Annotated in this window: 22 protein-coding genes and 1 pseudogene; 12 read left to right on the plus strand and 11 right to left on the minus strand. The window is 67.9% G+C overall.

Annotation, left to right across the window (positions count from 1 at the left end; translation table 11 throughout):
* Positions 1-286 precede the first annotated feature (286 nt).
* The gene (locus tag ACIQPR_RS05815; RefSeq protein WP_403642954.1) at positions 287-787 is read left to right on the plus strand and encodes a hypothetical protein; all 501 of its coding nucleotides are present in this window, start codon (positions 287-289) and stop codon (positions 785-787) included.
* 104 nt (positions 788-891) lie between these two features.
* On the opposite strand, the gene ACIQPR_RS05820 is transcribed toward ACIQPR_RS05815, so the two are convergent.
* Complete coding sequence (locus ACIQPR_RS05820) at positions 892-1,581, minus strand: pentapeptide repeat-containing protein (RefSeq protein ID WP_403642389.1); 690 nt, start codon at positions 1,579-1,581, stop codon at positions 892-894.
* 82 nt (positions 1,582-1,663) lie between these two features.
* Here ACIQPR_RS05820 and ACIQPR_RS05825 point away from each other — a divergent pair, with 82 nt between their 5' ends.
* Positions 1,664-2,629 carry a zinc-binding dehydrogenase gene (locus ACIQPR_RS05825; protein ID WP_403642391.1) on the plus strand — a complete coding sequence of 322 codons (966 nt, stop codon included), beginning with the start codon at positions 1,664-1,666 and terminating at the stop codon, positions 2,627-2,629.
* A gap of 47 nt (positions 2,630-2,676) precedes the next feature.
* A complete protein-coding gene (locus tag ACIQPR_RS05830) occupies positions 2,677-4,146 on the plus strand; it encodes an MFS transporter (RefSeq protein WP_403642394.1) in 1,470 nt (489 codons plus the stop codon).
* A gap of 294 nt (positions 4,147-4,440) precedes the next feature.
* On the opposite strand, the gene ACIQPR_RS05835 is transcribed toward ACIQPR_RS05830, so the two are convergent.
* On the minus strand, positions 4,441-5,907 hold the full coding sequence (locus ACIQPR_RS05835; protein WP_403642397.1) for an NAD(P)/FAD-dependent oxidoreductase: 1,467 nt from the start codon (positions 5,905-5,907) through the stop codon (positions 4,441-4,443).
* A 9-nt stretch (positions 5,908-5,916) separates the two neighbouring features.
* On the minus strand, positions 5,917-6,570 hold the full coding sequence (locus tag ACIQPR_RS05840; protein ID WP_403642957.1) for a rhomboid-like protein: 654 nt from the start codon (positions 6,568-6,570) through the stop codon (positions 5,917-5,919).
* Here ACIQPR_RS05840 and ACIQPR_RS05845 point away from each other — a divergent pair.
* The 4 genes from ACIQPR_RS05845 (at position 6,569) to ACIQPR_RS05860 (ending at position 10,488) form a co-directional block, all read left to right on the plus strand.
* Complete coding sequence (locus ACIQPR_RS05845; protein WP_403642400.1) at positions 6,569-7,516, plus strand: aminoglycoside phosphotransferase family protein; 948 nt, start codon at positions 6,569-6,571, stop codon at positions 7,514-7,516. The genes ACIQPR_RS05840 and ACIQPR_RS05845 overlap by 2 nt on opposite strands.
* A gap of 212 nt (positions 7,517-7,728) precedes the next feature.
* The gene (locus ACIQPR_RS05850) at positions 7,729-9,015 is read left to right on the plus strand and encodes an MFS transporter (protein WP_403642402.1); all 1,287 of its coding nucleotides are present in this window, start codon (positions 7,729-7,731) and stop codon (positions 9,013-9,015) included.
* Positions 9,012-9,488, plus strand: a complete 477-nt coding sequence (locus ACIQPR_RS05855) for a GNAT family N-acetyltransferase (protein WP_403642405.1) — start codon at positions 9,012-9,014, stop codon at positions 9,486-9,488. The genes ACIQPR_RS05850 and ACIQPR_RS05855 overlap by 4 nt, the downstream gene beginning before the upstream one ends.
* A 67-nt stretch (positions 9,489-9,555) precedes the next feature.
* Positions 9,556-10,488, plus strand: a complete 933-nt coding sequence (locus ACIQPR_RS05860) for a DUF4037 domain-containing protein (RefSeq protein WP_403642408.1) — start codon at positions 9,556-9,558, stop codon at positions 10,486-10,488.
* A 521-nt stretch (positions 10,489-11,009) separates the two neighbouring features.
* On the opposite strand, the gene ACIQPR_RS05865 is transcribed toward ACIQPR_RS05860, so the two are convergent.
* Positions 11,010-11,501: a TetR family transcriptional regulator gene (locus tag ACIQPR_RS05865; protein ID WP_403642411.1), complete on the minus strand. Its 492-nt coding sequence runs from the start codon at positions 11,499-11,501 to the stop codon at positions 11,010-11,012.
* 99 nt (positions 11,502-11,600) lie between these two features.
* On the opposite strand from ACIQPR_RS05865, the pseudogene ACIQPR_RS05870 reads away from it, so the two are divergent.
* Positions 11,601-11,879 (plus strand): annotated as a pseudogene (locus tag ACIQPR_RS05870) (flavoprotein); the annotation flags it as partial.
* Between the two features lie 235 nt (positions 11,880-12,114).
* Here the strand turns inward: ACIQPR_RS05870 and ACIQPR_RS05875 are convergent.
* Together ACIQPR_RS05875 and ACIQPR_RS05880 are read right to left on the minus strand one after the other, a co-directional pair.
* A complete protein-coding gene (locus tag ACIQPR_RS05875; RefSeq protein ID WP_403642413.1) occupies positions 12,115-14,766 on the minus strand; it encodes an NB-ARC domain-containing protein in 2,652 nt (883 codons plus the stop codon).
* 28 nt (positions 14,767-14,794) lie between these two features.
* Positions 14,795-15,370, minus strand: coding sequence for a hypothetical protein (locus ACIQPR_RS05880; protein ID WP_403642416.1), 576 nt, complete (start codon positions 15,368-15,370; stop codon positions 14,795-14,797).
* A 511-nt stretch (positions 15,371-15,881) separates the two neighbouring features.
* On the opposite strand from ACIQPR_RS05880, the gene ACIQPR_RS05885 reads away from it, so the two are divergent.
* The 4 genes from ACIQPR_RS05885 (at position 15,882) to ACIQPR_RS05900 (ending at position 18,079) form a co-directional block, all read left to right on the plus strand.
* Entirely contained in the window at positions 15,882-16,691 is an 810-nt protein-coding gene (locus ACIQPR_RS05885) for a hypothetical protein (RefSeq protein ID WP_403642419.1), read from the plus strand.
* A 686-nt stretch (positions 16,692-17,377) separates the two neighbouring features.
* The gene (locus ACIQPR_RS05890; RefSeq protein ID WP_403642422.1) at positions 17,378-17,674 is read left to right on the plus strand and encodes a transposase; all 297 of its coding nucleotides are present in this window, start codon (positions 17,378-17,380) and stop codon (positions 17,672-17,674) included.
* Positions 17,675-17,683: 9 nt separating this feature from the next.
* The gene (locus ACIQPR_RS05895; RefSeq protein ID WP_403642425.1) at positions 17,684-17,923 is read left to right on the plus strand and encodes a hypothetical protein; all 240 of its coding nucleotides are present in this window, start codon (positions 17,684-17,686) and stop codon (positions 17,921-17,923) included.
* Positions 17,924-17,929: 6 nt separating this feature from the next.
* Positions 17,930-18,079, plus strand: a complete 150-nt coding sequence (locus ACIQPR_RS05900; protein WP_403642427.1) for a transposase — start codon at positions 17,930-17,932, stop codon at positions 18,077-18,079.
* An 89-nt stretch (positions 18,080-18,168) separates the two neighbouring features.
* Here ACIQPR_RS05900 and ACIQPR_RS05905 read toward each other — a convergent pair whose 3' ends face one another.
* The 5 genes from ACIQPR_RS05905 to ACIQPR_RS05925 all read right to left on the minus strand — a co-directional run bounded on the left by ACIQPR_RS05905 (position 18,169) and on the right by ACIQPR_RS05925 (position 23,083).
* Positions 18,169-18,663 carry a hypothetical protein gene (locus tag ACIQPR_RS05905; protein ID WP_403642429.1) on the minus strand — a complete coding sequence of 165 codons (495 nt, stop codon included), beginning with the start codon at positions 18,661-18,663 and terminating at the stop codon, positions 18,169-18,171.
* 54 nt (positions 18,664-18,717) lie between these two features.
* On the minus strand, positions 18,718-18,885 hold the full coding sequence (locus tag ACIQPR_RS05910; protein WP_403642432.1) for a hypothetical protein: 168 nt from the start codon (positions 18,883-18,885) through the stop codon (positions 18,718-18,720).
* Positions 18,886-19,051: 166 nt separating this feature from the next.
* The gene (locus tag ACIQPR_RS05915) at positions 19,052-19,594 is read right to left on the minus strand and encodes an ASCH domain-containing protein (protein WP_403642960.1); all 543 of its coding nucleotides are present in this window, start codon (positions 19,592-19,594) and stop codon (positions 19,052-19,054) included.
* A gap of 23 nt (positions 19,595-19,617) precedes the next feature.
* Positions 19,618-21,699: a GNAT family N-acetyltransferase gene (locus ACIQPR_RS05920; RefSeq protein WP_403642435.1), complete on the minus strand. Its 2,082-nt coding sequence runs from the start codon at positions 21,697-21,699 to the stop codon at positions 19,618-19,620.
* Positions 21,700-22,039: 340 nt separating this feature from the next.
* Positions 22,040-23,083 carry a serine hydrolase domain-containing protein gene (locus ACIQPR_RS05925; protein WP_403642438.1) on the minus strand — a complete coding sequence of 348 codons (1,044 nt, stop codon included), beginning with the start codon at positions 23,081-23,083 and terminating at the stop codon, positions 22,040-22,042.
* Between the last annotated feature and the right edge of the window lie 77 nt (positions 23,084-23,160).

The following is a 23,160-nucleotide window of genomic DNA, read 5'->3' on the forward strand; positions in this document are numbered from 1 at the left end:
TCCTATGACCCCCCGGTCCGCACCGCCTGACGCTGTCCTGCGTGCGCAGGGCCTCCCTCAACTCCGCGCCTAGATCGCACAGTCGACGAAGGCCGGCGAGACCTGGCACCTGACACCTGCCACCGCACCAGCACCACTGGCGCCTCACCGACGGCAGGCTGACGCACCACGACGAAACGTGACCCACGACCGACGCCCCGGCAGACCGGACACAGACACAGACATGGACATGGACACCAGGTGGCACAGGGAACGCACCCCCCGCCCCCATGACACCATCACCTACGTGCTCGACATCGGCTACGCCCTCTCCAACCGCTTTCCGGACCCCCCGCAGACCGACTACCGGCGCGCCGACGTCCACGCGCTGCGGTACGACCTGTTCTGCGGTGACGTGTATCTAGCCGACACCAAGGCGGACCGCGAGGTGGCCACCGCGTGGGGCTGGGTGCCGGTGCTCGACTTCGCGTGGGCGCTGTGCGACATCGTGGAGCGGATCGACCAGGACCCGGCGGGTTCGCGGGCGTCCCGTCCGCAGCGGGCGGAGCTGGACTTCACCGAGTCCACGGACCGCATGCTCTTCGAGCGGCGCTTCGGCTGGGTGGACGTGGAGGCGGACTGGATGCGGCGCGACGAGGAGCCGTTGACCTTCTCGCACACCGAACTCCGCCGCGAGGCAAGGGACTTCCTGCACGACCTGATCGCCGACCTGGTCGACATGCACGATGCCCTGGGCGAGAACCCGGCGATCTGGACGCTACAGGCGAGGTTCCCCCGGGTGGGGTGAACACCTGCGGACGACACCCTCCGGGCCCCGCCCCCCTGCCCCCTCCCTCCCCCTCCCCCGCCTCCCCCTCTTACTTATCCCTCCACCCGTTCCCCCTCCACGCGTTACCCCTCCACCCGAATCCCCAGCTGCACGGCCAACACAGGTGCCAGATCCAGCAGTTGCCCCATGCTGATGACGGCTCCCGAGAGCCGGTCGACACCTCGGGCGATCTCCAGCTCGGCGGCCCCGCGCAGATCCACGTCCGTGAACGTCGCCCCCGTGAAGTCCACGCCCTTCAGCGAGCAGCCCACGAACTCGACCCGTTCCAGCCGGGCTTCGAGGAAGTCCGGCTCGACGAGCACGCACCCCTCGAAGACGACGTCCCGGAGTCTGGCCCGGCGCAGATTCAGGTAGTCGATCTTCCCGCCCCGGACGACCACCCGCTCCAGGACGGCTCCGTGCATCTGCACACCCCCCATCCGGGCGTCGATCAGCTCGACATCACGCAGGGTGGACTCCGCGAGATCGGTACCGACACCCCGTATGCCGGTGAGGACCGAATCCAGGACGCGAGCGTGGTGGAGCCGGGTCTCGTCCAACGCGCACCCCGTCAGCGCGCAGTCCATGAACCGGGCGCCCCCGCCGTCCTGCGCCACGAAGTCCTCGTCCTTGATCTCCAGCCCGTCGTAGTCCCCGTCGGGCTCCAGTTCCCCACCCCCGTACGCCTCCAGAGCCGGCAACCGCACTTCGGGCCGCCGCGCCCCCTTCACTCCACCCGTCCCGCCGTTCCCGCCTGCCGCTCTCCTCGCCATGCCCCCCATCCTGCACCCCACCACTGACAACGGGCCTCGCCCCCTTGACCTCAAGCATGCTTGAGGTTGAAAAGTGACGCCCATGCACGCCATACGACTCCACACCTTCGGCCCCGCCGACCACCTCACCTACGAACAGGTAGAAGCCCCCTCCCCCGCGCCCGGCCAGGTCCGTATCGCCGTGGCCGCGGCCGGAGTCCACCTCCTGGACACACTGCTGCGAGCAGGCGAACAGGGCCCCCTCCCCACCCTCCCGACCCTCCCCACGATCCCCGGCCGCGAGGTGGCCGGTGTCGTCGACGCGCTCGGCGACGAGGTCGCAGACACGTGGCTGGGGAAACGGGTGGTGGCCCACCTCGGATTCGCCCCCGGCGGCTATGCCGAGTCGGCGGTGGTCGATGTCGACCGGGTCCACGAGATCCCCGGGAACCTGGACTTCGCCCAAGCCGTGGCCATGATCGGAACGGGCCGTACGGCGATGGGGATCGTGCAGTTCGGTGAGCTGGGACCGGATTCCGTGGCCGTGGTCCCGGCCGCGGCCGGAGGCCTGGGCACCCTCCTGGTCCAGTACGCCGCCCAGGCCGGCGCCACGGTGATCGGCCTGGCGGGCGGCCCCGAGAAGACGGCCCTGGTCCGGGCGAACGGCGCCGACCTGGCCGTCGACTACACGAGCCCGGACTGGCCGGAGAGGACCCGCGCCTGGCTGGGCGACCGGCAGGCGACCGTGGTGTTCGACGGCGTGGGCGGAGCCGTGGCCCGTGAGACCACCGCTCTCCTCGCCCCGACCGGCCGGCACATCGTCTTCGGCTGGTCGAGCGGAGAGCCGTACCGCACCGAGAACGCGACCGAACAGATCCTCGGCCCCACGATGACGGCGAGGACCGGCGGCCCGAACCCCATCCGCACCCTCGAACTACGGGCGCTGACCGAGGCCGCCGAGGGCAGGCTCGTACCGGCGGTACAACGGTTTCCACTATCCGCAGCGTCGGACGCGCACCGAGCCCTGGAGACCCGGGGGACGACCGGAAAAGTGGTCCTCGAACCATGACCGGCCCCGCAGATGCGATACATACCGGTTCATGGTCTTCTGGGCAGATGAGCGTCACCCGAACAGGTGAGTCCAGTACGACCGTCGCCGAGCCCGATCCCCGGCGCTGGTGGGGCCTGGTGATCATCGCTCTCGCGCAGCTGATGGTCGTCCTGGACGCGACGATCGTGAACATCGCGCTCCCCTCCGCACAGCGTGACCTGGGCATGTCCGACGGCAACCGCCAGTGGGTCATCACCGCCTACACGCTCGCCTTCGGCGGACTGCTCCTGCTCGGCGGCCGGGTCGCAGACCTGGTGGGCCGCAAACGGACGTTCGTCATCGGCCTGATCGGCTTCGCCGGCGCCTCCGCGCTGGGCGGCGCGGCCACGACCTCCGGCATGCTCTTCGGCGCCCGAGCCCTCCAGGGCGTCTTCGCCGCCGTACTGGCCCCCTCCGCGCTCTCCCTCCTCACCACGACCTTCACCGACCCGAAGGAACGCGGAAAAGCCTTCGGGATCTACGGCGCGCTCGCGGGCAGCGGTTCGGCGATCGGCTTCATAGCGGGCGGCCTGCTGACCGAGTACCTGAACTGGCGCTGGTGCCTCTACGTCAACATCCCCATCGCCGTCATCGCGGTCTTCGGCGCCTTCGCCCTCCTCCACGACCGCCCCGGCCACACGGGCGCCCGCCTGGACGTGCCCGGGGTGATCCTCGGCTGCGGCGGACTGGTGGCGATCGTCTACGGCTTCAGCGAGGCGGAGCCGCGCGGCTGGACGGACTCCCTGGTCCTGGCCCTGTTCGCGGTAGGAGTCGTACTCCTCACGGCCTTCGTGGTCTGGCAGACGAGGGCCCCCAGCCCCCTCCTCCCCCTCCACATCGTCAAGGACCGCAACCGGGCGGGCTGCTTCCTCACCATGGGCCTCGCCGTGATCGGCATGTTCGGGATGTTCCTGTTCATGACCTACTACCTCCAGGGCATCCTCGACTACTCCCCCGTGAAGACCGGCATGGCCTTCCTGCCCCTCACGGTCGCGATCATCATCGGCTCGACCCAGATCTCGGCGCGGCTGATGCACCACGTACCGCCCCGCACCCTGATGGTGCCGGGCGCGATCCTGGCCGCCGGGGGCATGTCCTTCTTCACCCGCCTGACGGTCGACTCGGACTACGCGACCGAACTCCTCCCCGGGCTGATCCTGATGGGCCTGGGCATGGGCCTGATCTTCATGCCGGTCTTCGCCACCGCGACGGCCGGGGTGGCACCGCAGGACTCGGGCGTGACGTCCGCGACCGTCAACACGTCCCAGCAGGTGGGCGGTTCGATCGGCACGGCCCTGCTCAACACGATCGCCACCACCAGCAGCACGGCCTACATAGCCGCCCACCTCCACACCCCGTCCCAGAAGGCCCTGATCACCAGCAAGGGCATCGTCCACGGCTACACGGTCGCCATCTGGTGGGCCGTGGCCGTCATGCTCCTGGCAGGCTTGGTGGCAGGCCTGATGGTGACGGCAAAGGCCCCAAAACACAGCTGAGCCAAACGGACAGCCCCCACCCACCCGGGCCACCCCCACCCGGACGGCGGGAGAGCCGAGTACGGCGGAAGCACCGGGCACTCCGGGATAGCCGAGTACGGCGGAAGCACCCCGCACGGACCGTCAGCGGCGTACGGCGAGAAGGGGTCGTGCCGGGGGGTGTCCGCCCGCAGCGGTTGGCGCGTCAACACCCTGACACTCTTGCGAGACCGATTCCGCGCCGTTCCGAGGACGGACACCCCCCGGCACGGCACCGACCCACAACGAACCGCAGCCGAACCACGCACCCCGCGCTCAGTGCCGCCCAGCCACCCGGTCAGCGATCCGCGCCAACCGCGACGACCGCGCCCCATGCCCCGCGAGCTCCCGCCGGTCCGCCGCGCGATAGGTCGCGTACATCCCCTGCACCCCCAGCCAACGGAACGGCTCCGGCTCCCACTTCCGCACCTTGTGCCCGACCCAGGGCAGCCCGGTCAGATCCGTCGCACCGCCCTCCCCCGAGTCCAGCAGGACCAGATCCCGCAGCGTCCGCCCGGCCAGATTGGTCGTGGCGACCCCCGACCCGACGTAACCCCCCGCCCACCCCAGCCCCGTAGCCCGGTCCAGCGTCACCGTCGCGCACCAGTCCCGAGGCACCCCGAGCACCCCCGACCAGGCATGCGCCACCCGCACCCCGGCGAGCGCCGGAAAGAACCGCACGAGGATCTCCCGCAGCGCCTCGACCGTCGCCGCCTGCGTCCGCCCGTCGTTGTCGGTCCGCGACCCGAACCGATACGGCACCCCACGCCCGCCCAACGCGATCCGCCCGTCCGCGGTCCGCTGCGCGTACATGTACGCGTGGGCCATGTCCCCGAGCGTCTCCAGCCCGTCCCACCCGACCGACGCCCACTGCTCGTCGCTGAGCGGTTCGGTCGCGATCATCGAGGAGTTCATGGGCAGCCAGGTCCGCCGCTGCCCCTTGAGACTCGCGGTGAAGCCCTCGGTGCACCGCAGAACGTAGGGCGCGCGAACGGTGCCGTACGGCGTGACCGCGTGCCGAGGCCGGATCTCGGTCACGGGCGTCGACTCGTGCAGCACCACCCCCAGGGCTTCAACGACCCGAGCGAGCCCCTTCACCAGTTTCACCGGATGCAGCCGGGCACCATGCGGCGTCCACGTGGACCCGACCGCGTCCGCGACCCGGATCCGCTCCGCGGTCTCGCGCGCGCCGTACAGTTCACGGTCCTTCTCGCCGTACGACAGCTCGTGCTCGTGGAAGACCTTCAGCCGTGCCAACTGGGCCGGGGTGCAGGCGACTTCGAGCACGCCACCCCGATGGACATCGGCCTGGATCCGTTCTTCCTCCGTGACCTTCACGACCTCGGCGACGGTGTCGTTCATGGCCTTCTGGAGCCGTACGGCGGCTTCCCGCCCGTGCAGTGCGGCGTACCGGTCGCGCCCGGCGATCCCGTTGTACAGCCACCCGCCGTTGCGCCCCGAGGCGCCGTAGCCGCAGAACTTCTGCTCCAGGACGGTGACCCGCAGGGAGGGATCCGCGCGCTTGAGGTAGTAGGCGGTCCACAGCCCCGTGTAGCCGCCGCCGACGATCACGACATCGGCCGTGGCGTCACCGGCAAGCGGCTCCCGCCGCTCCGGAAGCCCGTCGTCCGCGTACCAAAAGGAAACACCACCGTTGACGAACCCACCGGCCGAACCACTCACCGAACCGCTTACCGAACCACTCGCCGAACCACTGACCGAATCGCTTGCCGAACTGCCCATGCCCGGACGCTAACCCCTAAGGGCGGCCACTGTCTCCTTCGGATTCCATGCTTTTCCGCAGCCCCTGACCAGCGGATAACACGCGAGACCGATCGCCATGGAGGTGAAATGCCCAAGATCGGTGAAGGTCCGATGGGTGACCAGGGGCACCCCGTAAACACCGACGACCACCACCAGATACGCGTAACGCCAAGGCGCGGCGATCCGATAGACGAGCACCCCGACCACCCCCGCCAGCGCGTAACTCACCCCGATGTCAAGGGTGTCGACGGAGGACTCCGGCGCCATGCCGTTCTTCACGGCCCACAGCAGCGCCCCCTCGCTGATCAGCGAGGCGAGCACGTGCGCGGCCACGCACACCATCAGCCAGCGCGCCGTCCCGAGCCACCGCTCCGCCTGCGCGTGGAACACCGTGTACAGCACGGCGTACGGCAGCCAGCGCCCCCCGTCGATCCACATCGCGCTCGCGAACAGCACCCGCACCGGGTTGTTGGACAACTCGTGGATGTTCGTGGACCGCTGCCGCAGGAAGTCCTGTTCGAAATCCGGCGACATGTGATGCATGGCGACGGTGGTGAAGAAAAGAATCCCCAGCCAGACATAGGTGCCGGGGGCGCTGCGCACATACGTCCACACCCTGTGGAGGCCCCGGATAATTCGCATGAGCCGATTCACGCACGCCAGTATCGTCCCGGGCGTGATCGACATTCCGGCCGGGCTGGCCGCCTCCCAGGAGAGATTCAACGGCGAGGCCGGACGAGCGTTCGTGGCCGCGCTCCCGCACCGGGCGGCCGACTTCCTCTCCCGCTGGTCACTACGGCTGGACGGCCCGTCCCACTACGGGATGTGCGCCCTGGTCCTGCCCGTACGGCGCGCCGACGGCACCCCGGCCGCGCTGAAACTCCAGCGCCTGGACGAGGAGACGGCGGGCGAACCGCTCGCACTGCGCGCATGGGCGGGCGAGGGCGCCGTAGAACTCCTCGCCTACGACACCGCGACCGGCACCCTGCTCCTGGAACGCCTGGACGCGTCCCACGCCCTGACCCACGAACCGGACACCCGCGCCGCGACCCTCGTGATCGCCGGTCTCCTGGCCCGTCTGACGACGGTATCCGCACCACCGGAACTACGCCGGGACCTGGGCACGCTGACCACGGCCATGCTGGACCGGACCCCCGCCGCCCTCACCCACCTCCCTGCCGCCCCCGACGCCCCCGACCGACACCTGATCGAGGACTGCGCGGCGGCGCTCCGCGAGGTGGCCGCGGACCCGGGCGACCGCCTCCTGCACTGGGACCTGCACTACGACAACGTCCTCGCCCCCGACACCGGTTCCGCCCACGACGACCGGGGCCCTTGGCTGGCGATCGACCCCAAGCCACTCGCCGGCGACCCGGGTTTCGAACTCTTCCCGGCGCTGGACAACCGTTTCGAGCCCGACGAAATCCGTTGGCGCTTCGACGCGATGACCGACGTGATCGGCATCGACAGGGAACGCGCGCGGGCCTGGACACTGGCCCGGGTCCTCCAGAACGCGCTGTGGTCGATCGAGTCCGGCCGCCGACCGGCACCCCACCACCTGGAGATCGCCCGCCGCCTACGCACCTGACCACACCATCCGTCACAACCCTTGGTTGTACCGACAAGGCGACCCGGTTGTTTGACCACTGCCGGTGCCACTCGCTTGGATCCATGAGGTCAACACAAGGTTGTCCGACACAGTCCGCCAGAGCTGGCCGGAGTCCGTCAGAGCCGGACGGAACCCGCCAGAGCTGGCCGGAATCCGCGAGCCGGACGGACCCCGGCAGAGGGAGCGCAGAGGTGGCCAGGCGAGCGCTGGGAAGGCAGTTCGGCTGGCTGTGGGCGGCGTTCGCGATCAGCTCGTACGGCACCGGTCTGGGCTTCGGCGCGTTCTCCGTCCTGGCGATCCTCGTACTGCACTCCGGCCCGACCCAGGTCGCGATACTGGCCGCCTCGGGCCGGGCGGTGGGCTCGCTGCTCGCGGTGCCGCTGGGACCGTGGGTGGAGTTCCGCCGCAAACGCCCGGTGATGATCGCGATGGACCTGACCCGCTTCGCGGCGCTGCTGAGCATCCCCGTCGCGTACGCGCTCGATGAACTGACCTTCACCCAGCTGCTCCTCGTCTCGATCACGGTGGCCACCGCGAACATCGCGTTCAACGCGGCGAGCGGCGCCTACCTCAAGTCCCTCATCGCGCCCGAGGACCTGCTGATCGCCAACGCCCGCTTCGAATCGACGACATGGACCTCGACGATGCTCGGCCCTCCGCTGGGCGGCGCGGCGATCGGAATGTTCGGCCCGGTGACGACCGTGGTGGCCGACGCGACCAGCTACCTGCTGTCGGCCCTGGGCATCAAGGCCATCGGCGGCCCGGACCCGCACCCACCCCCCAAAGACAAACCAGACCCACACCCACGACCACGACCAGGGCCGGGCTCAACCCCAGGCCCAGGCGACCTGCTGGCGGGCTGGCGCCACATCCTCACCCACCCCACCCTGCGCCCCCTGCTCCTGAACGCGATGACGGTCAACAGCCTGATCATGGCCTCGGAACCCCTGCTGGCGGTGCTCATGCTGGGCCATCTCGGCTTCGCCCCTTGGCAGTTCGCCCTCGCGCTGGCGGCTTCCTCCGGCGCCGGCGGCTTCGTAGGCTCCCGCCTGGCCCGCCCGCTGGCGGCCCGTTTCGGCCGGCACAGAGTGCTGCTGACGTCCGGGACACTGCGCGCGTGCTGGCCGCTCGGCCTGGCGTTCGTCGGCCCAGGGACCCCCGACATGCTCCTGGTCGCCGCCCTCCAACTCGCCTTGGTGACCTGCATCGGCGTCTTCAACCCGCTCCTCGCGACCGCCCGCCTGACCCACACCGCCCCCGACCGCGTGGCCCGCACGCTCACCGCGTGGTCGATCAGTACGAGCGCGGCGATCGCGCTGACGACGGCCGCGTGGGGCTGGCTGGCCGCGGCCACGACCCCCCGCACGGCGATCGCGCTGGCCGGAGTCCTCCTCCTGGCCAGCCCCCTGCTCCTTCCCCGCCGCGAGCCCGCCGAACGGGACGCGGACCCGAGCCCGTCTTCTACGCTCTCCGCATGATCCGCACCGCGACCCCCACCGACATCCCCGTCATCCACGCCCTGATCCGCGAACTCGCCGCCTACGAGAAGGAACCCGACGAGGCGAGGGCCACCCCCGAGCAACTCCACGAGGCCCTCTTCGGCCAACACCCCGGCGCCTACGCCCACATCGCGACCGACGACACCACCGGCGAACCGGTCGGCTTCGCCCTGTGGTTCCTCAACTTCTCGACCTGGCGCGGAGTGCACGGCATCTATCTGGAGGACCTCTACGTCCGCCCCACCGCCCGCGGCGCCGGCCACGGCAAGGCCCTCCTCACCGAACTCGCCCGCATCTGCGTCACCCGCGGCTACGAACGTCTGGAGTGGTCCGTCCTCAACTGGAACACCCCGTCGATCGGCTTCTACGAGGCGCTGGGCGCCCGCCCCCAGAACGAATGGACGGTGTACCGACTGACGGACGAGGCACTGAACGCGGTGGCCCAGGCCTGACCCCGACGGCACGACCTCACACGCAACTCGGGTACACGATCATGGCCATACCGGGCAGGGTCCCCGCATGAGCTTCACGAATACGCCAACTTTCTTACCGGGCCTCGAACTTTCCCGCCGCTTCTACACGGAAACCGTCCGCCCCCTCCTCGAAGAGGCCGCCCCCGACCTCCCCCACTCCGCCGCCCGCATCGGCGGCGGCTCCGAGGTCCTCGGCTACGACACCCCCGGCTCGCGGGACCCGGAATGGGGTCCGCGCCTCCAACTCTTCCTCCGCACAAGCGACTTGCCCAGGCACGCGGGCCGCATCAGACACCACCTCGCCGAACACCTCCCGAAAACCTTCCACGGCCACCCCACCCACCAATGCGTCGAAGTCACCCACACCACGGCCTGGTTCACCGCGGCGCTCGGCTTCGACCCGACCCACGGCACAACCGTCACCAACTGGCTGGACACCCCCACCCACCTCCTCACGGAGGTCACGGCGGGCGCGGTGTTCCACGACGGCCTCCACCGACTCGGGCCGCTGCGCCACGACTTGCGCTGGTACCCGCACGAGGTCTGGCTGCACGTCCTGGCCCGCGAGTGGCAGCACATCGCCGAACGCGAAGCCTTCGTGCGCCGTTGCGGCGAGGTGGGCGACGAACTCGGCTCCGCCGTGGCCGCGGCCCACGTGACCCGCCACCTGATGCGCCTGTGCCTCCTCATGGACCGCCGCTACCCGCCGTACGACAAATGGCTCGGCACAGCCTTCGCCCGCACAGCAGCCGGCCACCGCCTCACCCCGGTCCTCAAGTCCGCCCTGACCGCCACGGACTGGCAGCCCCGCGAAAACCACCTGACGCACGCCTACGAAGCGGTGGCAACCATCCACAACCAACTGAACCTGACGGACGGCATCACCCCGACCCCCCACCCTCTACACGCCGAACGCTTCACCACGGCCCTGCTCAACCGCATCACCGACCCGACGTTGAGACGGCTGCCCGAGCGGTAGGAACACTGAACGAAAGGCCACCTCCGGCGAGCAGGGCCAGGCCGGGCAGGGCCGTCGTCGACCCGGAGCACGATCTCTCCTCATCCGGCTCCTGGGCGACCTCGGCCAGCGGGATCACCGGGCGGTTGGCCAGGGCACCGCTGATATCGAACCGCAGGAACAGGTGATCGCCGTTCTCGGTCACGAGCCGGAAGGTCCGGCCCTTGTTGGCGCCGGCGCGCCGGGAACAACGAAAATCCCAGCTCAGACACTGTCTGGGCTGGGCTTCGGAAGAGAGCCCCCTGTCGGATTCGAACCGACGACCTACGCATTACAAGTCCTGGCTGGATCTTGCCGGGTTGTTCCGGACGCTGACTCGGTGTCCGGAACCGCCAGGTCAGGACTGGCTCGCTGTGGGGCATGGTCCACGCCAGGACAGCTCCTGCCGCACCGTCCGCTCACGCAGCGCTCACGCACAGCAAGCCGGTGACCAGTACTTTTCTGATCCTCCGCCTGGTGTCCTCCTGACCTTCAGGGCAGGGTCAGGGGCCGTCGCTGTCCGGCAGCGCGTGTTCGAGGAGAACCTCTGCGGCCGCCCGTGCGTGCCGGCCATAGTTCGCCTCGCCGAACACCTTGGCTCGACTGGCCGCGCCATCCGCCAGGGTGGCCATCTGCTCGGCGAATGCGAGGGGCTCTCGGCAGCCCAGCTCCGTCACCAAGGCGGCGATCAGCTGCGCCATCCGCAGTTTCTGTTCGCGGGCGTAGGAATGAACCGCGCTCTCCGGATCGGGAAACTCCGCGGCGGCGTCGATGAACGGACATCCGCGCACCAGACCCGCATCCGCCGTGAGCTGGTCGAACAGCATGAGGATCCGTTCCCAGAGAGAGGCATCCTCGCGGGTCAGCGCGCGCTCCAGGGTGGCACCCGACAGCACGAGGCTCTGCAAGTGGGCGATCACCAGGTCGTTCTTGGTCCTGAAGTGCGCATAGAGCGTCCGCTTCGACACCGGTGCTTCTTCCGCGACCTTTTCCATGCCGGTTGCGTTAATCCCCCTGGGTCGCGAACAGTTGGGCGGCGGCCAGAATCCACTCCCGGCCTCCACATCCCCGCCGTTGAGGTGCCGTAATCGCTGGACATCAGCGTCGTCGCCACCCCGCAAGGACTCGGCTTCCTTGACGCGGAGGCGGTCGGGGCACAGACCGGCCACCCCATCCGCTCGGCCTGGCGATCACCGGGAGAACCACGCCCAACCCGCGGACGCGATCGCGGTCGCCCCGGCCACCTTCAACAAGTGGCCGCCAGAGTTTCCGACAACCTCGCCTTGGGCTTCCTGTGCGAAGCACCCGCCATGGACGTATCAGTCGCCGTACTGTCGTACCTGAACTCGGTCCAGGCCGCCCACCTCGCGCACTGACAGAGTCTGGAGCGGCTGCGCGAGACGGGCGTCCTGATCGGCTCGTATCCCGAGGTTGTCCGCACGGTCGTGATCAACGCCGCCGTGCTTGCGGCGGTCGGGGAGCCCGGACGGCGGCTGCCATGTGACCTGCGGCGGCCTGGCCCCGCTGTCATGCGCAGACCCTCGCACGATCACCCGACCAGGAAGCCGGTTCGACCAGGCCATCGCATGATCGACAAGTGGACAGCGGCTAAAGCCCGACCACCCAGGCACGGGCCTTCGGCGCGTTCGGTGAGTCCATGGCGTCCAGCCGACGCACCGCCTCGGAGCCGAGACTCCGCGCGCCGTCCGCGTCCCCGGCTGCGGCCAGCCCGCGAGCCTGGCCGTACAGGCACAACGCGGCCAGTTCCTCCTGGCCTGTGCGCTCAGCACCCGCGAATGCTGCCCGGAAGATCTCCTTGGCGGTGCTGTGGTCTTCCTGCGCCGCGTGCGACTCGGCCAACTGCAGCCGCAGCCGGGCCAGCATTGCAGCGTTGCCGCGCTCCAACCGCATGGCACGCAGCAACGGGTCTTGGGCAGAAGCAGTGTGGCCGTGGGCCAGTTCGAGTTCAGCCTGCGTCTGCAGAGCCTCGACCAACACCGACCGGACCGCGATCCGCTCTGCCACACTCAAACTCTCATGCAGGTGGTGTTCTGCTGCCTCGGGCCTGCCTGCAGCAAGCTCCTGTCGAGCCAGGGCGCTCAGGGCGTCGCTCAGTTTCTCCGGGCGGTCCTGGGTCTGGGCCATCGCCACGGCTTCGCGCAGCAGCAGCCCGGCCTCGTCAAGCGAGCCCGTACTGGTCAGGACGCGCCCCAGGTTGATCATCAGTGGAAGGTACTCGTGGTAGTCCAAGTCGCGGGCGAGCCGTAGACCTTCGGTTAGCAGTTCACGGGCACTGGCGTAGTGACCACGGTGGATGGCGAGCCAACCCAAACCGTGCAGGGCGTCCACTTCGTCCGTGCCCAGCCTCTCAGCGCGGGCCAGTGCCAGGCATTCCGCGAACAGATCCTGCGATTCCGCGTAGGCTCCTACCATTGTGCGCATCCAGCCACTCACTTGCAGCAGCCCGGCGATCTGCGAGGCGACTCCAGCCTCACGGGCCAGCTCCAAGCCGCGCTGCAGATGCGCGGCCGACTCATCGTGGCGCCCCTGTAGCCCGTCCACCCAACCCAAACCTTGCAGCGCCGGGACTGCCTCCACGCCTTGGGCACCGACCAGTGCGTCCGAGAAGTAGCGGCGGGCACTCTCCAGATCACCGCGCATGCCGACACTCCAGCCCAGCTTCAGCAGCAAGCCGATGATCTCGCCGATCGAGTCGGTCTCCTGGGCACGGTGCATACCCTCATCGAGATATCGCCCGCCCTCCCGCAGGTCGCCGCGTTCTAGGACGACACTTCCCAGGCGCAGCAGCGTGCGGGCCTCAGCTCGGGCGTCTCCCACCGCACGCGCAGCATGTAGTGCGTTCTGAAGATGAGGCTCGGCCAGGATGTAGAGCCCACGATGCACGAGCAGCGGGTAAGCCGCATCGACACCCGCGAGCAACTCCTCGTGCATGGCGTGACGATGAGCATGGTCCAGCGCATGTAGGACATTGCCCAGCTCGCTCTGGAACTCCTCGCTCGTCATGACTGCCTCCTGGGCCACGCTGGCGTCACCGACTCCACCTCCACGAACTCCGTCAGGGCTCCTTCCGCCGACGATGCCCACGTACACCGCGGCCATACGCCGCTCCGCCGCGGCCAGGTCGCCGCGACCATGTCCTGTCCCCGCCCCCTTGGACCGTACGTAGTCGTGGACTACTTGGTGCATCGTGTAGCGGTCACGGCCCGGGGATTCCACCAACCCAGCCCAAACGGCAGTACGCAGCACCTCCGGCGCGGTCTCCGTAACCGCCAGCGCAGCTGTCAGCGGGAAGTCATTGGGCTTCGGAAGAAACGCGGCGAGGCCGAGCAACGCCCGCTGCGTTTCTTCCGGTAACCGGTCATATCCGATATCCAGTGCGGCCAGTAGCGAGATGGGCAACCCACCGGAAATGCTGGGGTGAGCAGCAGCCGGAGCCTGTCGGCGCTGCAGCCGTAGCCGCTCCTCCGCTTGGCGCAGCCGCTCCAGTGCCTCGGTCACCGAGTCATGGCCGATGACCGTCGCTCCGCGCAGGTGGTGGCCTATCAGTGTGAGGGCCAGTGGCAACCCACCGACCAATTCCACCAAGTCGACAGCGACCGCTCGGTAGGCGTCGACCGCCTCCTCCGCGAGCGCCTGAAGCAGCTGTAGCCCCCCGGCCGGCGTCAGCTCATCTACCCGTAACGCCATGCCCCCGAATTCCAGGGCCACGCTGGGGAAACGAGTAGTCAGCAACTGCGCGCTGTCAGGGCCCCCGACTTGGAGGGCAAGCGCACCGTCCGGATCCCATGCGTCGTCGATGACGAGGAGAAAGCGTCCGGAGCCGATACGCCGATGCAGGCTCTCGGACCAGCCGAGCACACCAGGTGTGCGCACATGTTCAGGTGTCAGCCCGACTTGCTCGCCCCAAAGCACGAGGTGCTGCAGCACGTCCGCACCCTCCGCGCGTGAGCCCAGACCTGCCCACAGGACACCGTCCGGGAAGCGCTCCCGTATCTCCCGGTCGTAAGCAAGGTCCAAGGCGAGCGCGGTTTTGCCGACACCAGGCAGTCCGTATAGCGCGACGGCGCCGCCGGCGAGCCCTTGGCGGATCTGGGCACGCAGATCCTCACGGCCGACGAGAAGGCCGGAGGGTCGGGGTGGAGCAAGGAACGGTGCGGGAACAGGTTCAGATTTGGGGTGGACATGGACGGTGGCGTAGTCGCCGATCAGCGCAACGTCAGCATCTCCATGAAACTCCACGGGTACGGGCCCGACTCGGTCCACGACGTCACGTCGATGGCGTCGCGGGGTCCGGGCCGCGGCCGGATTCGGTGGGCGGAGAGGGAGCCCTTTCGGCGGCCCTGTTGATGGTTACATCCACGCGCGCGGCGTCGCCAACGACCGCGCTGCCGACCTCGCCGTGGAAGTGCGTAAGGTATTTTGCACCCACAGCACCACCGTCGCCAACCGCGTCCAATACCCGTTGCGCCGCCGCAACCAGTTGCGCATCGTCGCCAGCCCCCACGGCAGTCAACTCGGCCCGCAGCGGGGGCCCCCAAGCAGCGGGCTCCTGCTCGAACCGGTCCAGCACGAGCCGCCCGTCCTCGCGGTCGGCGAGCCGGGCGCGCACCCGCTCCCGCAGATCACGGTATGCGGCCAAGGCGAACTCCCTGGCAGCCTCACTCGCACCAGCCGTGGCACCAGCCAGCAAAGCTGCGACGATCAGCGACACCGGTTCCATTGCGCCCTCCCCCGAGTCCGAATCCGTGTACAGAATGTAACGCTGTGTGCCTGACCGCGCCAGAGAAATGTCATCAACCAACGGCCAACCCTTCTGCTGAGCATGGTGCTTGAGAACTGGCATGCGAAGCCTCCGCCAACCGGACAGTCGATCACGACCAACGCGACGGCGAGACCGTTCCGTTCAACGCAACGAACGCCCCGGGAACCTGCACACGGTCGGCGGCTGAACGAGTGGGGAGAGAATGCCGCGAATCGTCTTGCCGGGTCGACGTCTACCCAGATGCCGTGGGCAGCCGACCTGGTATTCCTCACGGCGGAACCGTTCATGGCACTCCGCCTCTTCGATATCACCGTGCCTCTTATCCATACCGTCATGAAGTAACTGCGTTGTGGCAAACCGGATTTCGTTCGAGGTGTGCGGCGGGTGATCATCTGGAAAGAGGTACGGGTGCGGCCGCGGGCATGAAAGAACGGGCCCGTTGGTAGTGACGCTTTCGGGCGCCCCGGGGTATGAGAGCGCGCCCCCTCGCGCGCTCCTGACAACAAGTCGGTTGCCCGGATAGCGTCGCTGGGCCGGGCGGGGTCGGGCGCCACAAACTCGGGGTGCCAGGACCCCGGAGAGGGGAGATCCGTTGAATCTGGATGAGGTCTCGTACGAGCGTCGCAAGTTGCTGGCGGTCGAGGCTGGCATCTCCTTGAAGGACATGACCGGTAAGGACTGGGCGATTGCGGCCACCTCGCTGGTGCCGGCCGTCGGCCTGCCCGTCGCCGGCTGGCAATGGCACCGGCGACGGTCTCTCGGCATCACCATGGTCACGGTGCAGGCGGCGAAGGAGGTCTTCAACTTCCCGGACGGACACCCGGTCAGCGGCACGGTCTACGCTGCCCATCCTCACGATCACGCCAGCTACTACCCGCTGCATGACGTCCACGGCTATCTGCTCCGCGCCCGGGTGGAGGAGCTGGCCGTCCTCTTTCGGACAGCCGGCGCCGGTTTCATCGAGATCGAGGCCGCGGACATCGCCAGTGAACACGAGCTGCAGCTGGCGCTCGGGCTGCCCCTGGTGACCCAGACCGGCCTTCCCATCGGACAGGGAACGGCCGGAACCGATTTCTCGTGGCGGAAGCAGGCCCGTGTCGCCTACCGGTGGCAAGGAGGTCTCGGCCCATCGGTGCAGGGGGAGGGGGCCGATCCCCTGGCGCACCCCTTGCTGGCGACCGAGCCGGTGATCCGCGACATGGTGAGGACGCTGGTGGACAGCACGATGTCGCAGGCTTCGGCAGTCATGGAGTCGTCCAAGGACTTCGGATTCACCCCGGAGCTTGCCGCCAAGGTGCAGCAGCAGGGTTTACAGCTGGGCGGAGCCTTCCGTCGGCACACCTCCAGCCGGCTCGTCGTCCGCGTCGCACGTGATCCCGACGGATTCAACTACGACGGATAGCCGGGGACTTCACGAGCAGGGAGCCGGGCCGTTGAGAAGGAGTTGTCAGCGTGCCGAGGAACAGTCGGTCTTCGCAGGATTCCGTGGCGCGGCAAGTCGTGCGACTCGTCTTCGATATCCAGGAGCGACACCTCTCGGAGGCCGTCGCCGTCGAGCGGGTCCGTTCTCCGCAGTGGGCTTTCTCCCAGGAAATGGCAGAACAGACGGCCGGGGCTTCTCACGAGGCGATGAGCGAAAGGGCCCGCGCGATGCCTACTTGTACGCCCGCCTGGCCTTGGAGGCATCGGAGATCCGTTGGGGACGGACGCGGTCGAGCCCTTGGTGGTCTGCGCCTGACGCGCTGGTGGACGCGGCCCTCTGTCTTGCGGCCGAGCCGGATGCCGGGCGCTTTCGCCTGGCCTGCGACGTCGTGGACCAGTAGATCGCACTCCTCCGTGTGGACAGCGATGTCGTGGAACTGGCAGAGACTCTCTTCGTGGCCGGAATTTTGCGTGTCCATCCGCAATCAACCGTTGCGCTGGACACCGCGGCGTCCCTGGGAATGAGAGCGTTGTGGCCAATCGGATTGCGTTCGAGCGGTAGCCGGGGGCGGTTCGGGCACTCGTGCGGTGCGGGTGGCGGGCATGAAAGAACGGGCCCCTCGGTAGGGACACGGTTGAGTCGACCAAGCACTCCGAGGAGACCCGTTGCCCGTCCAGTGGACCACTGCCGTGCCCGAGACGCCCAACCCCGTCACCCTGGAATGCGACTGCTACGTCCACCAGTTCGGGGCGATCGCTCCAAGGCGGCGGGAGTCGTACTACGAGACCGACATGAGCGACGCGGAATGGGCCTTGGTCCGGGTGTCGATGCCGATGCCGGCCTGGATGGAGTCCTGGGGCGGCCGGCCGGAGGCGCACTGCCACCGCGACATGGTCGACGCGGTGCGCTACGTGGTCGACAATGGCGCGAAGTGGTCTGCGGTGCCACGGGATTTCCCCTAGTGGCGGGCGGTGTACGACTTCTTTCGCCGCTGGCGTGCGCACGGATACGTCCGGGAGTTATACCAGCGGCTGCGCCGCACCAACCGGGTGGCGAGGGGCCGCAGCGCGGAGCCGACCGCCGGCATCATCGATGCGCAGTCCGTCGACGGCGCGGACACCGTCGTGATGTCACGCGGCTTCGACGGGAACAAGAAGCGCGACGGCCGCAAGCGCTCGATCCTGACCGATACCTGCGGTGACCTGCTGTAAGTCATCGTGACCCCGGCCGACGTCCACGACTCCAAGCCCGCGCCCGCGCTCCTGGACCTCTACATGGACGAGCCCGGACGGCTGCTGAAACTCGTCTGGGCCGACAGCGCCTACCAGGGACAGCCCTGGCCGATGCGTGCGCCCGGCACGGCGTGAGGGTCGAGGTCGTTCAACGCGCGGACGGGATACGCGGCTTCACCGTCCTGGCCCGCCGATGGGTCGTGGAACGCACCCTGGGTCAGCTCTCACGGGCCCAGCGTCTCAACCGTGACCACGAACGCCGCCCGGACCATTACGAGCAGACGGTCTGGTGGGCCGGCCTGATCACCCTCACCCGCCGGATCGCCAGCGAGCGCCGGCACTGGCCCGATCGCCGGCCGGGCCCGCAGCCGGCCTGAACAGGCCCTCTCCCGCTGCAGCCAGCCCTTCGCTTGCAGGACATAGGCGCGATGGCGCACCCGTTCCACCGCGAGTTTTTCCCGTCCCAGCCCCAGAGTGTCCGCGATCGTGGCCACGTCCACCAGGCCGTCGGCGGCCACGACCGTCTCGAAAATCTGCCGGTACGTGCCGCACAACGACCGTCCTTCCAGGCCCACGTGCCACTGCGACGGCCGCTCGTCATAGCCCTCACGCCCTCTGCGCGAGGGCACCTTGGCCTCGCTGTCCGGCTCCTGCGGCACATCCGCAACCGCCCCGGCATCGGCGGCCGCCTGCGCACCCGTCGCGGCAAGCTCGTCCATCAGCTCCTCCCGCCCGATCCGGGCGAACTCCCACCGCTGACCAGCCTCGGCGGCCTATTCCTCGGCCTCGCGCAGCCGGGCCTCCGCCCCGCCCAGCACTTCGCGAGCCCGCACTTCACCCCGTTCCATCAACGCGATCACCGACGACACCGACCACCTCCAGGACGAGAAACCACCCGCCCCGGTGCTGGCCGGGCCCACCGACGAGAACACGTCGAGCATGGAAGAACCGCAGCTCTTCGAGCTGCGGTTCTGTTGGCCACAACGCTCTCAGAAGCGGCTCCCCGTAGCGGGGCTGCTCAGCGAATCGGGTCAGCGTTGACCCGATTCGCTGGATCTGACCTGTTGGAACTCTTCTACTGTGGGTCTCTGGCAATCTCGCCGAACCTTAGGCAGCTACATGTCGTGCAAGGATCATGCTGCCGCCCAGTGGTGAACCCGCGCCTCGTTGTGCCTGGTTCTTCGCTGCGGGCTTCGCAGCACCGGCTCGCGGCCGGGGGCTAGTTTCTCGGAGTACTTCTTCCGCTGTCGGGTGCCCGTCTACCCAACTACTCAGAGTTTCAGGGTCGACGTAGCGATAACTCTGGGGCGGGTGGAACGAGCCTCCAGCACGAAGGTGGGCCAGGGGAACTGGATCGGAGAAGGGCCTGGCGGCATCAAGGAGCAGAGCTGACGCCTGCTCTGCTCCTTCCATGTAGGCGAGGTAATCACGTCGGCTGATAGCCCCATGCTCCTTGTGCGTCTTCCAGATCTCAGACGGCGTGCCGACCTGTACGGCCGTGACGGTTGCGGTGCCCACCAAGGCCATCACTGGCGACGTGGCGTACAGGATGACCTTCGTTCCTGGTGGGACGGCGACACGTTGGCGGCGGAGTTCGACGGACTTTCTGCCGTCCAGAATGGCGGTGGCATACCGGGGGTGGAGGGACATCAGGAGTGAGCGTTCGTGCTCGTTCACTGTGCTGGTTGGCCTTCCTGATAGATGGCGCTGAACAGGTCGGGAGTGATCTCGAAGACCGATTGCACGCCGAGCGGGTGCTCGCGCTGCGCAGCCAACGACTGCACTTTGTGCAGCCCCACCGGTCGCGGAAAGATCTCTGTATCGGAAAACAGTAGAGCCCGCGCCTCGCCTCGATCACCGCACGCGCGCAGGATGTCCTCCAGCCCCCACACCCCCAGGTGCCTGAAGCGGTCGTACAAAGAGCGTCCGGTGTCGACAACAGTGGCGTCGAAGCGAGAGCAGGCGATCACAGCGGAAACAGACTGGTTCTTGTCTGAGCTGGCGTACCAGAGGATCCGGGCCGGGACCTTCTCGCCGCGGGAGCGTGCGGCGCGGTAGTAGACGTGCTCGCGGCTGATGCCTAGATGATCGGCTCGGGGAGTAAGCGCGCTGGGGACGCCGAAGAGATCGCTGGACCACAGGGGCTGGATGGGAACGAGAAAGCACGGCAGCTGTGAATCAGTGATCTTCGCGGGCCACCAGGCACGCTCAAGTGCAGCAGCGGCTGCTGCTGGCATGGCGGTAGGTACCGCTGGTACCTGGAGATTGATGAGGGCAGCTGCGGACTGAGCCTGCTCGTCCACGGTCTGGGCATCCGCGCAGACATCCAGGACAAGCGTTACTAGGGTCCCGTCGTGCTCGCGAAAGCCGTCCTCGCCGGCTGCGATGCGTACAGACGGCTGCAGGTGCCTGTCGGTGAGAGACAGTAGGCGAACGCCCGAACGGCGGCAGTGATCACGCAGCCGGAAGAGGATCTGTCGAGCCAGGGTTTGGTGCATGGGATGGCCGTCGAGTACCCGAAGCAGTGGCACGACCAACTGGCCATCGCGTACTCCGTAGCCGTAGGTGGCCGCGATGGCTCCTTGGGCGTCAATCACCTGCTGGCGGACCCAGCGGGCCGGATGCGTCGCGAGCTGACGAAGCTCCGCGACAAAGTCGTTCCTGCGCTCCCCGGCCGCCTTGTTGAGGAAGGCGAGTTGCCCTTTCTCCTGTCCGGAAGGGACGGCCTGAACCGTAAGTGACGTGCCGAGAAGATCACCAGGTTGGTAGACCTGGGCTCTGGTGAGCTCGTCCACGTGTAGGACGATGTCCGAGGGCCTGAGGATTCGTACCTGACAAACCGACGTGGCAATGTCAGACAAGGAAGCGAGGAACTCGTCCCGGGTCACCAGGAACAGGATGCCGCTGGCGCTGCTCTCGGCGACGTAGCGCAGATCGCGAAGATCATTTTGAGAGAGCTGACGTTTGTTGCCGATGTGGTCCTGGACCGCGGACCGGAGCTCCTCCATAAGACGGTCCGCGTCGTTCCGACTCACACTTGGCTCGATGTATCCGTGCGTCGCCTGCAACTGTCGACGTCGCTCTGCGGAGTCGGAGATCTTGCCAATCTCGGCTTTCAACTGCGGCAAGACGACGAGGTCCACCAGCCCAGCTAGCCAGTCCGAGGTGAGTGTCCGAGACTCCTGGGCTCCGTGCCGCTCTGCGGACGAATGCAGGTCCGCGAAGACGTTGCAGTCCATCGCCACGGATAGGAGTGCGGTCGACTCAAGGTCGGAGAACAAATGGGGATGGTCGTGATCGCGTGACCAGACGACAAGGGGTTTACGGTCCTTGCCGCGACCGTCGACCTCATTGCGGGCCTCGAATCCCAATTGCCGCCACATCGCGTCGTAGCCGTAGTCCTTACGGCACTTGAGCACGATGCCGGAGCGGTCGTGGTGGCGAGCGGAGATGTCGTCCACCAGACGGCGGCCGATGCCCTGTCCCCGAGACTCGTGGTCCACGCACAGATGGGTGAGACGGATCTGCTGCCGGGGTAGCGAGAAGAGGGTGTAGCCGACAAGCTTTCGGCCGACCATCGCGGCAAGCAACCGGTTCTCCGTGGCGGCCTGCGCATACGCGGCAGGTGGCATGAACCCCAGGGTCTTGTTGAAGCGGTCGCCGAGTTCCACGATCGCTGTCAGGAGCTGCTCGTCACGGGACCCAACGAGCTTGATGATTACCTGTGTTGCGGACGAAGACTTCGGCTTCTGCATTGGGCCAGTCTTGCGGCTTCTGCGCCACGATGCGCAGGCTTTTCGATCAACCGCCGCTACGACGCGCCCAGTGGGGGCGGCCACCCACCTCGCCGCTGTTCGCTCCTTGGCACATTCAGTGTGGGCGTCTGCGGTGTAGCTATGCGTCTCCTGACTGACCTAGCCAATGAAAGCTGAAGCGCCACAGCCGCCAGTCGAGTTCGTACGGGTAGAAAAAATGGAGGCGTATGACGCATGACTGCTGGCTGTGGCGTCCGCAGCGGGGCCGACACCGCTGCCACAGACATCGGTTCGCCGGTTCAGTCCGCAAGCGGTGACTGTTTCACTGGCATGCTGCCCTTCATCTGAAGGCGAGTTCACGGAAGGCGTTGCGGATCTCGGTGAGGGGCTGGCGGTCGCGGGTGTAGTAGAGCTTGTTGGTCAGCAGTGCGGCCCAGCGCCCCTGGTCTGGTGAGATCCACATGCCGGTTCCAGTGAAGCCGTAGTGCACCCATACATCCTGGGTCGGTTGGGTACCGGGAGCTGGGTGCCAGAACAGGCCGCGTACGGGCTCCAGTTCACCGGTCTGGATCGTCAGCGACTCAGTCGCCCAGGCCGACCCAAAGCCGGCCTGCTCAGATGCACAGGTGTCGTCCAGCATGTAACGCAGGAAAGCGGCGAGGTCATCGAGGACGGTGAAGGTGCCGGCGATGCCGCACACGCCGCCCAGGAGTCGTGCGGAGAAGTCGTGAGCGACGCCTTTGAGGTGAGTGCCGGTGTCCTGGTCGAGTTCGGTCGGTGCACATCGTGCGGCGATCTCAGAGGGAAGCGGCCCGAACTGAGTGGTGTTCATACCCAGCGGCTGCCAGGTCCGCTCCGTGGCGAGTTGGCCGAGGCGCTGGCCCGAGAGGTGTTCGGCGAGGTAGCCGAGAATGAGGGCGGCCCGGTCGGTGTATTCGACGGCCTCTCCGGGCTGGCGGTGCAGTGCTTCTCTCAGTACGCCGTCGCGGATGTCCTGCGGGTCGGTGCCGTAGAGGTTTCTGAGCTGGGCCCGCAGGGGGACGCCGGCCGTGTGGGTCAGCAACTGGCGGGCGGTTACCGATCCGAGCGCGTGGCCTTCGACCGCGGGCCAGAAGGTGCCCAGAGGAGAGTCGAGGTCGAGCTTGCCTTCTTCCCAGAGGAAGCCGATCGAGCACCACACGGCGAGGATCTTGGTGAGGCTGGCGGCGTCGAAGACGGTGTCGGGCCGCATCGGCACGTCCGGTTGCTCGGGGTCGAGGACCCCTGTGGTGCCGTCCACATGAGTTCCGGCGGTGTCTCCGACGGCCCATACAGCGCCGGGGTAGACCTTGTCGCGGACGCCCTCGCTCAGGAGCTGCTCGATGCGGTCAGTGCGGTACGTCATGGTCTCCCTGTTCGCAGTCGGCATCCCGCCGGTCAGCGTAGCGACGCGGGTGGGACGAGTGGAGGAACGGCGTGCGG

The organism is Streptomyces sp. NPDC091280 (assembly GCF_044768565.1).
In the GTDB taxonomy this organism is placed as follows: Bacteria; Actinomycetota; Actinomycetes; order Streptomycetales; family Streptomycetaceae; genus Streptomyces.

What these genes read in the sequence shown, in the direction of transcription:
- ACIQPR_RS05820 (WP_403642389.1), bottom strand. Translation starts at nt 1,581, where the DNA reads ATGGCGAGGAGAGCGGCAGGCGGGAACGGCGGGACGGGTGGAGTGAAG.
- ACIQPR_RS05825 (WP_403642391.1), top strand. Translation starts at nt 1,664, where the DNA reads ATGCACGCCATACGACTCCACACCTTCGGCCCCGCCGACCACCTCACC.
- ACIQPR_RS05830 (WP_403642394.1), top strand. Translation starts at nt 2,677, where the DNA reads ATGAGCGTCACCCGAACAGGTGAGTCCAGTACGACCGTCGCCGAGCCC.
- ACIQPR_RS05835 (WP_403642397.1), bottom strand. Translation starts at nt 5,907, where the DNA reads ATGGGCAGTTCGGCAAGCGATTCGGTCAGTGGTTCGGCGAGTGGTTCG.
- ACIQPR_RS05845 (WP_403642400.1), top strand. Translation starts at nt 6,569, where the DNA reads ATGAGCCGATTCACGCACGCCAGTATCGTCCCGGGCGTGATCGACATT.
- ACIQPR_RS05840 (WP_403642957.1), bottom strand. Translation starts at nt 6,570, where the DNA reads ATGCGAATTATCCGGGGCCTCCACAGGGTGTGGACGTATGTGCGCAGC.
- ACIQPR_RS05855 (WP_403642405.1), top strand. Translation starts at nt 9,012, where the DNA reads ATGATCCGCACCGCGACCCCCACCGACATCCCCGTCATCCACGCCCTG.
- ACIQPR_RS05860 (WP_403642408.1), top strand. Translation starts at nt 9,556, where the DNA reads ATGAGCTTCACGAATACGCCAACTTTCTTACCGGGCCTCGAACTTTCC.
- ACIQPR_RS05865 (WP_403642411.1), bottom strand. Translation starts at nt 11,501, where the DNA reads ATGGAAAAGGTCGCGGAAGAAGCACCGGTGTCGAAGCGGACGCTCTAT.
- ACIQPR_RS05880 (WP_403642416.1), bottom strand. Translation starts at nt 15,370, where the DNA reads ATGCCAGTTCTCAAGCACCATGCTCAGCAGAAGGGTTGGCCGTTGGTT.
- ACIQPR_RS05905 (WP_403642429.1), bottom strand. Translation starts at nt 18,663, where the DNA reads ATGGACGAGCTTGCCGCGACGGGTGCGCAGGCGGCCGCCGATGCCGGG.
- ACIQPR_RS05910 (WP_403642432.1), bottom strand. Translation starts at nt 18,885, where the DNA reads ATGCTCGACGTGTTCTCGTCGGTGGGCCCGGCCAGCACCGGGGCGGGT.
- ACIQPR_RS05915 (WP_403642960.1), bottom strand. Translation starts at nt 19,594, where the DNA reads ATGTCCCTCCACCCCCGGTATGCCACCGCCATTCTGGACGGCAGAAAG.
- ACIQPR_RS05920 (WP_403642435.1), bottom strand. Translation starts at nt 21,699, where the DNA reads ATGCAGAAGCCGAAGTCTTCGTCCGCAACACAGGTAATCATCAAGCTC.
- ACIQPR_RS05925 (WP_403642438.1), bottom strand. Translation starts at nt 23,083, where the DNA reads ATGACGTACCGCACTGACCGCATCGAGCAGCTCCTGAGCGAGGGCGTC.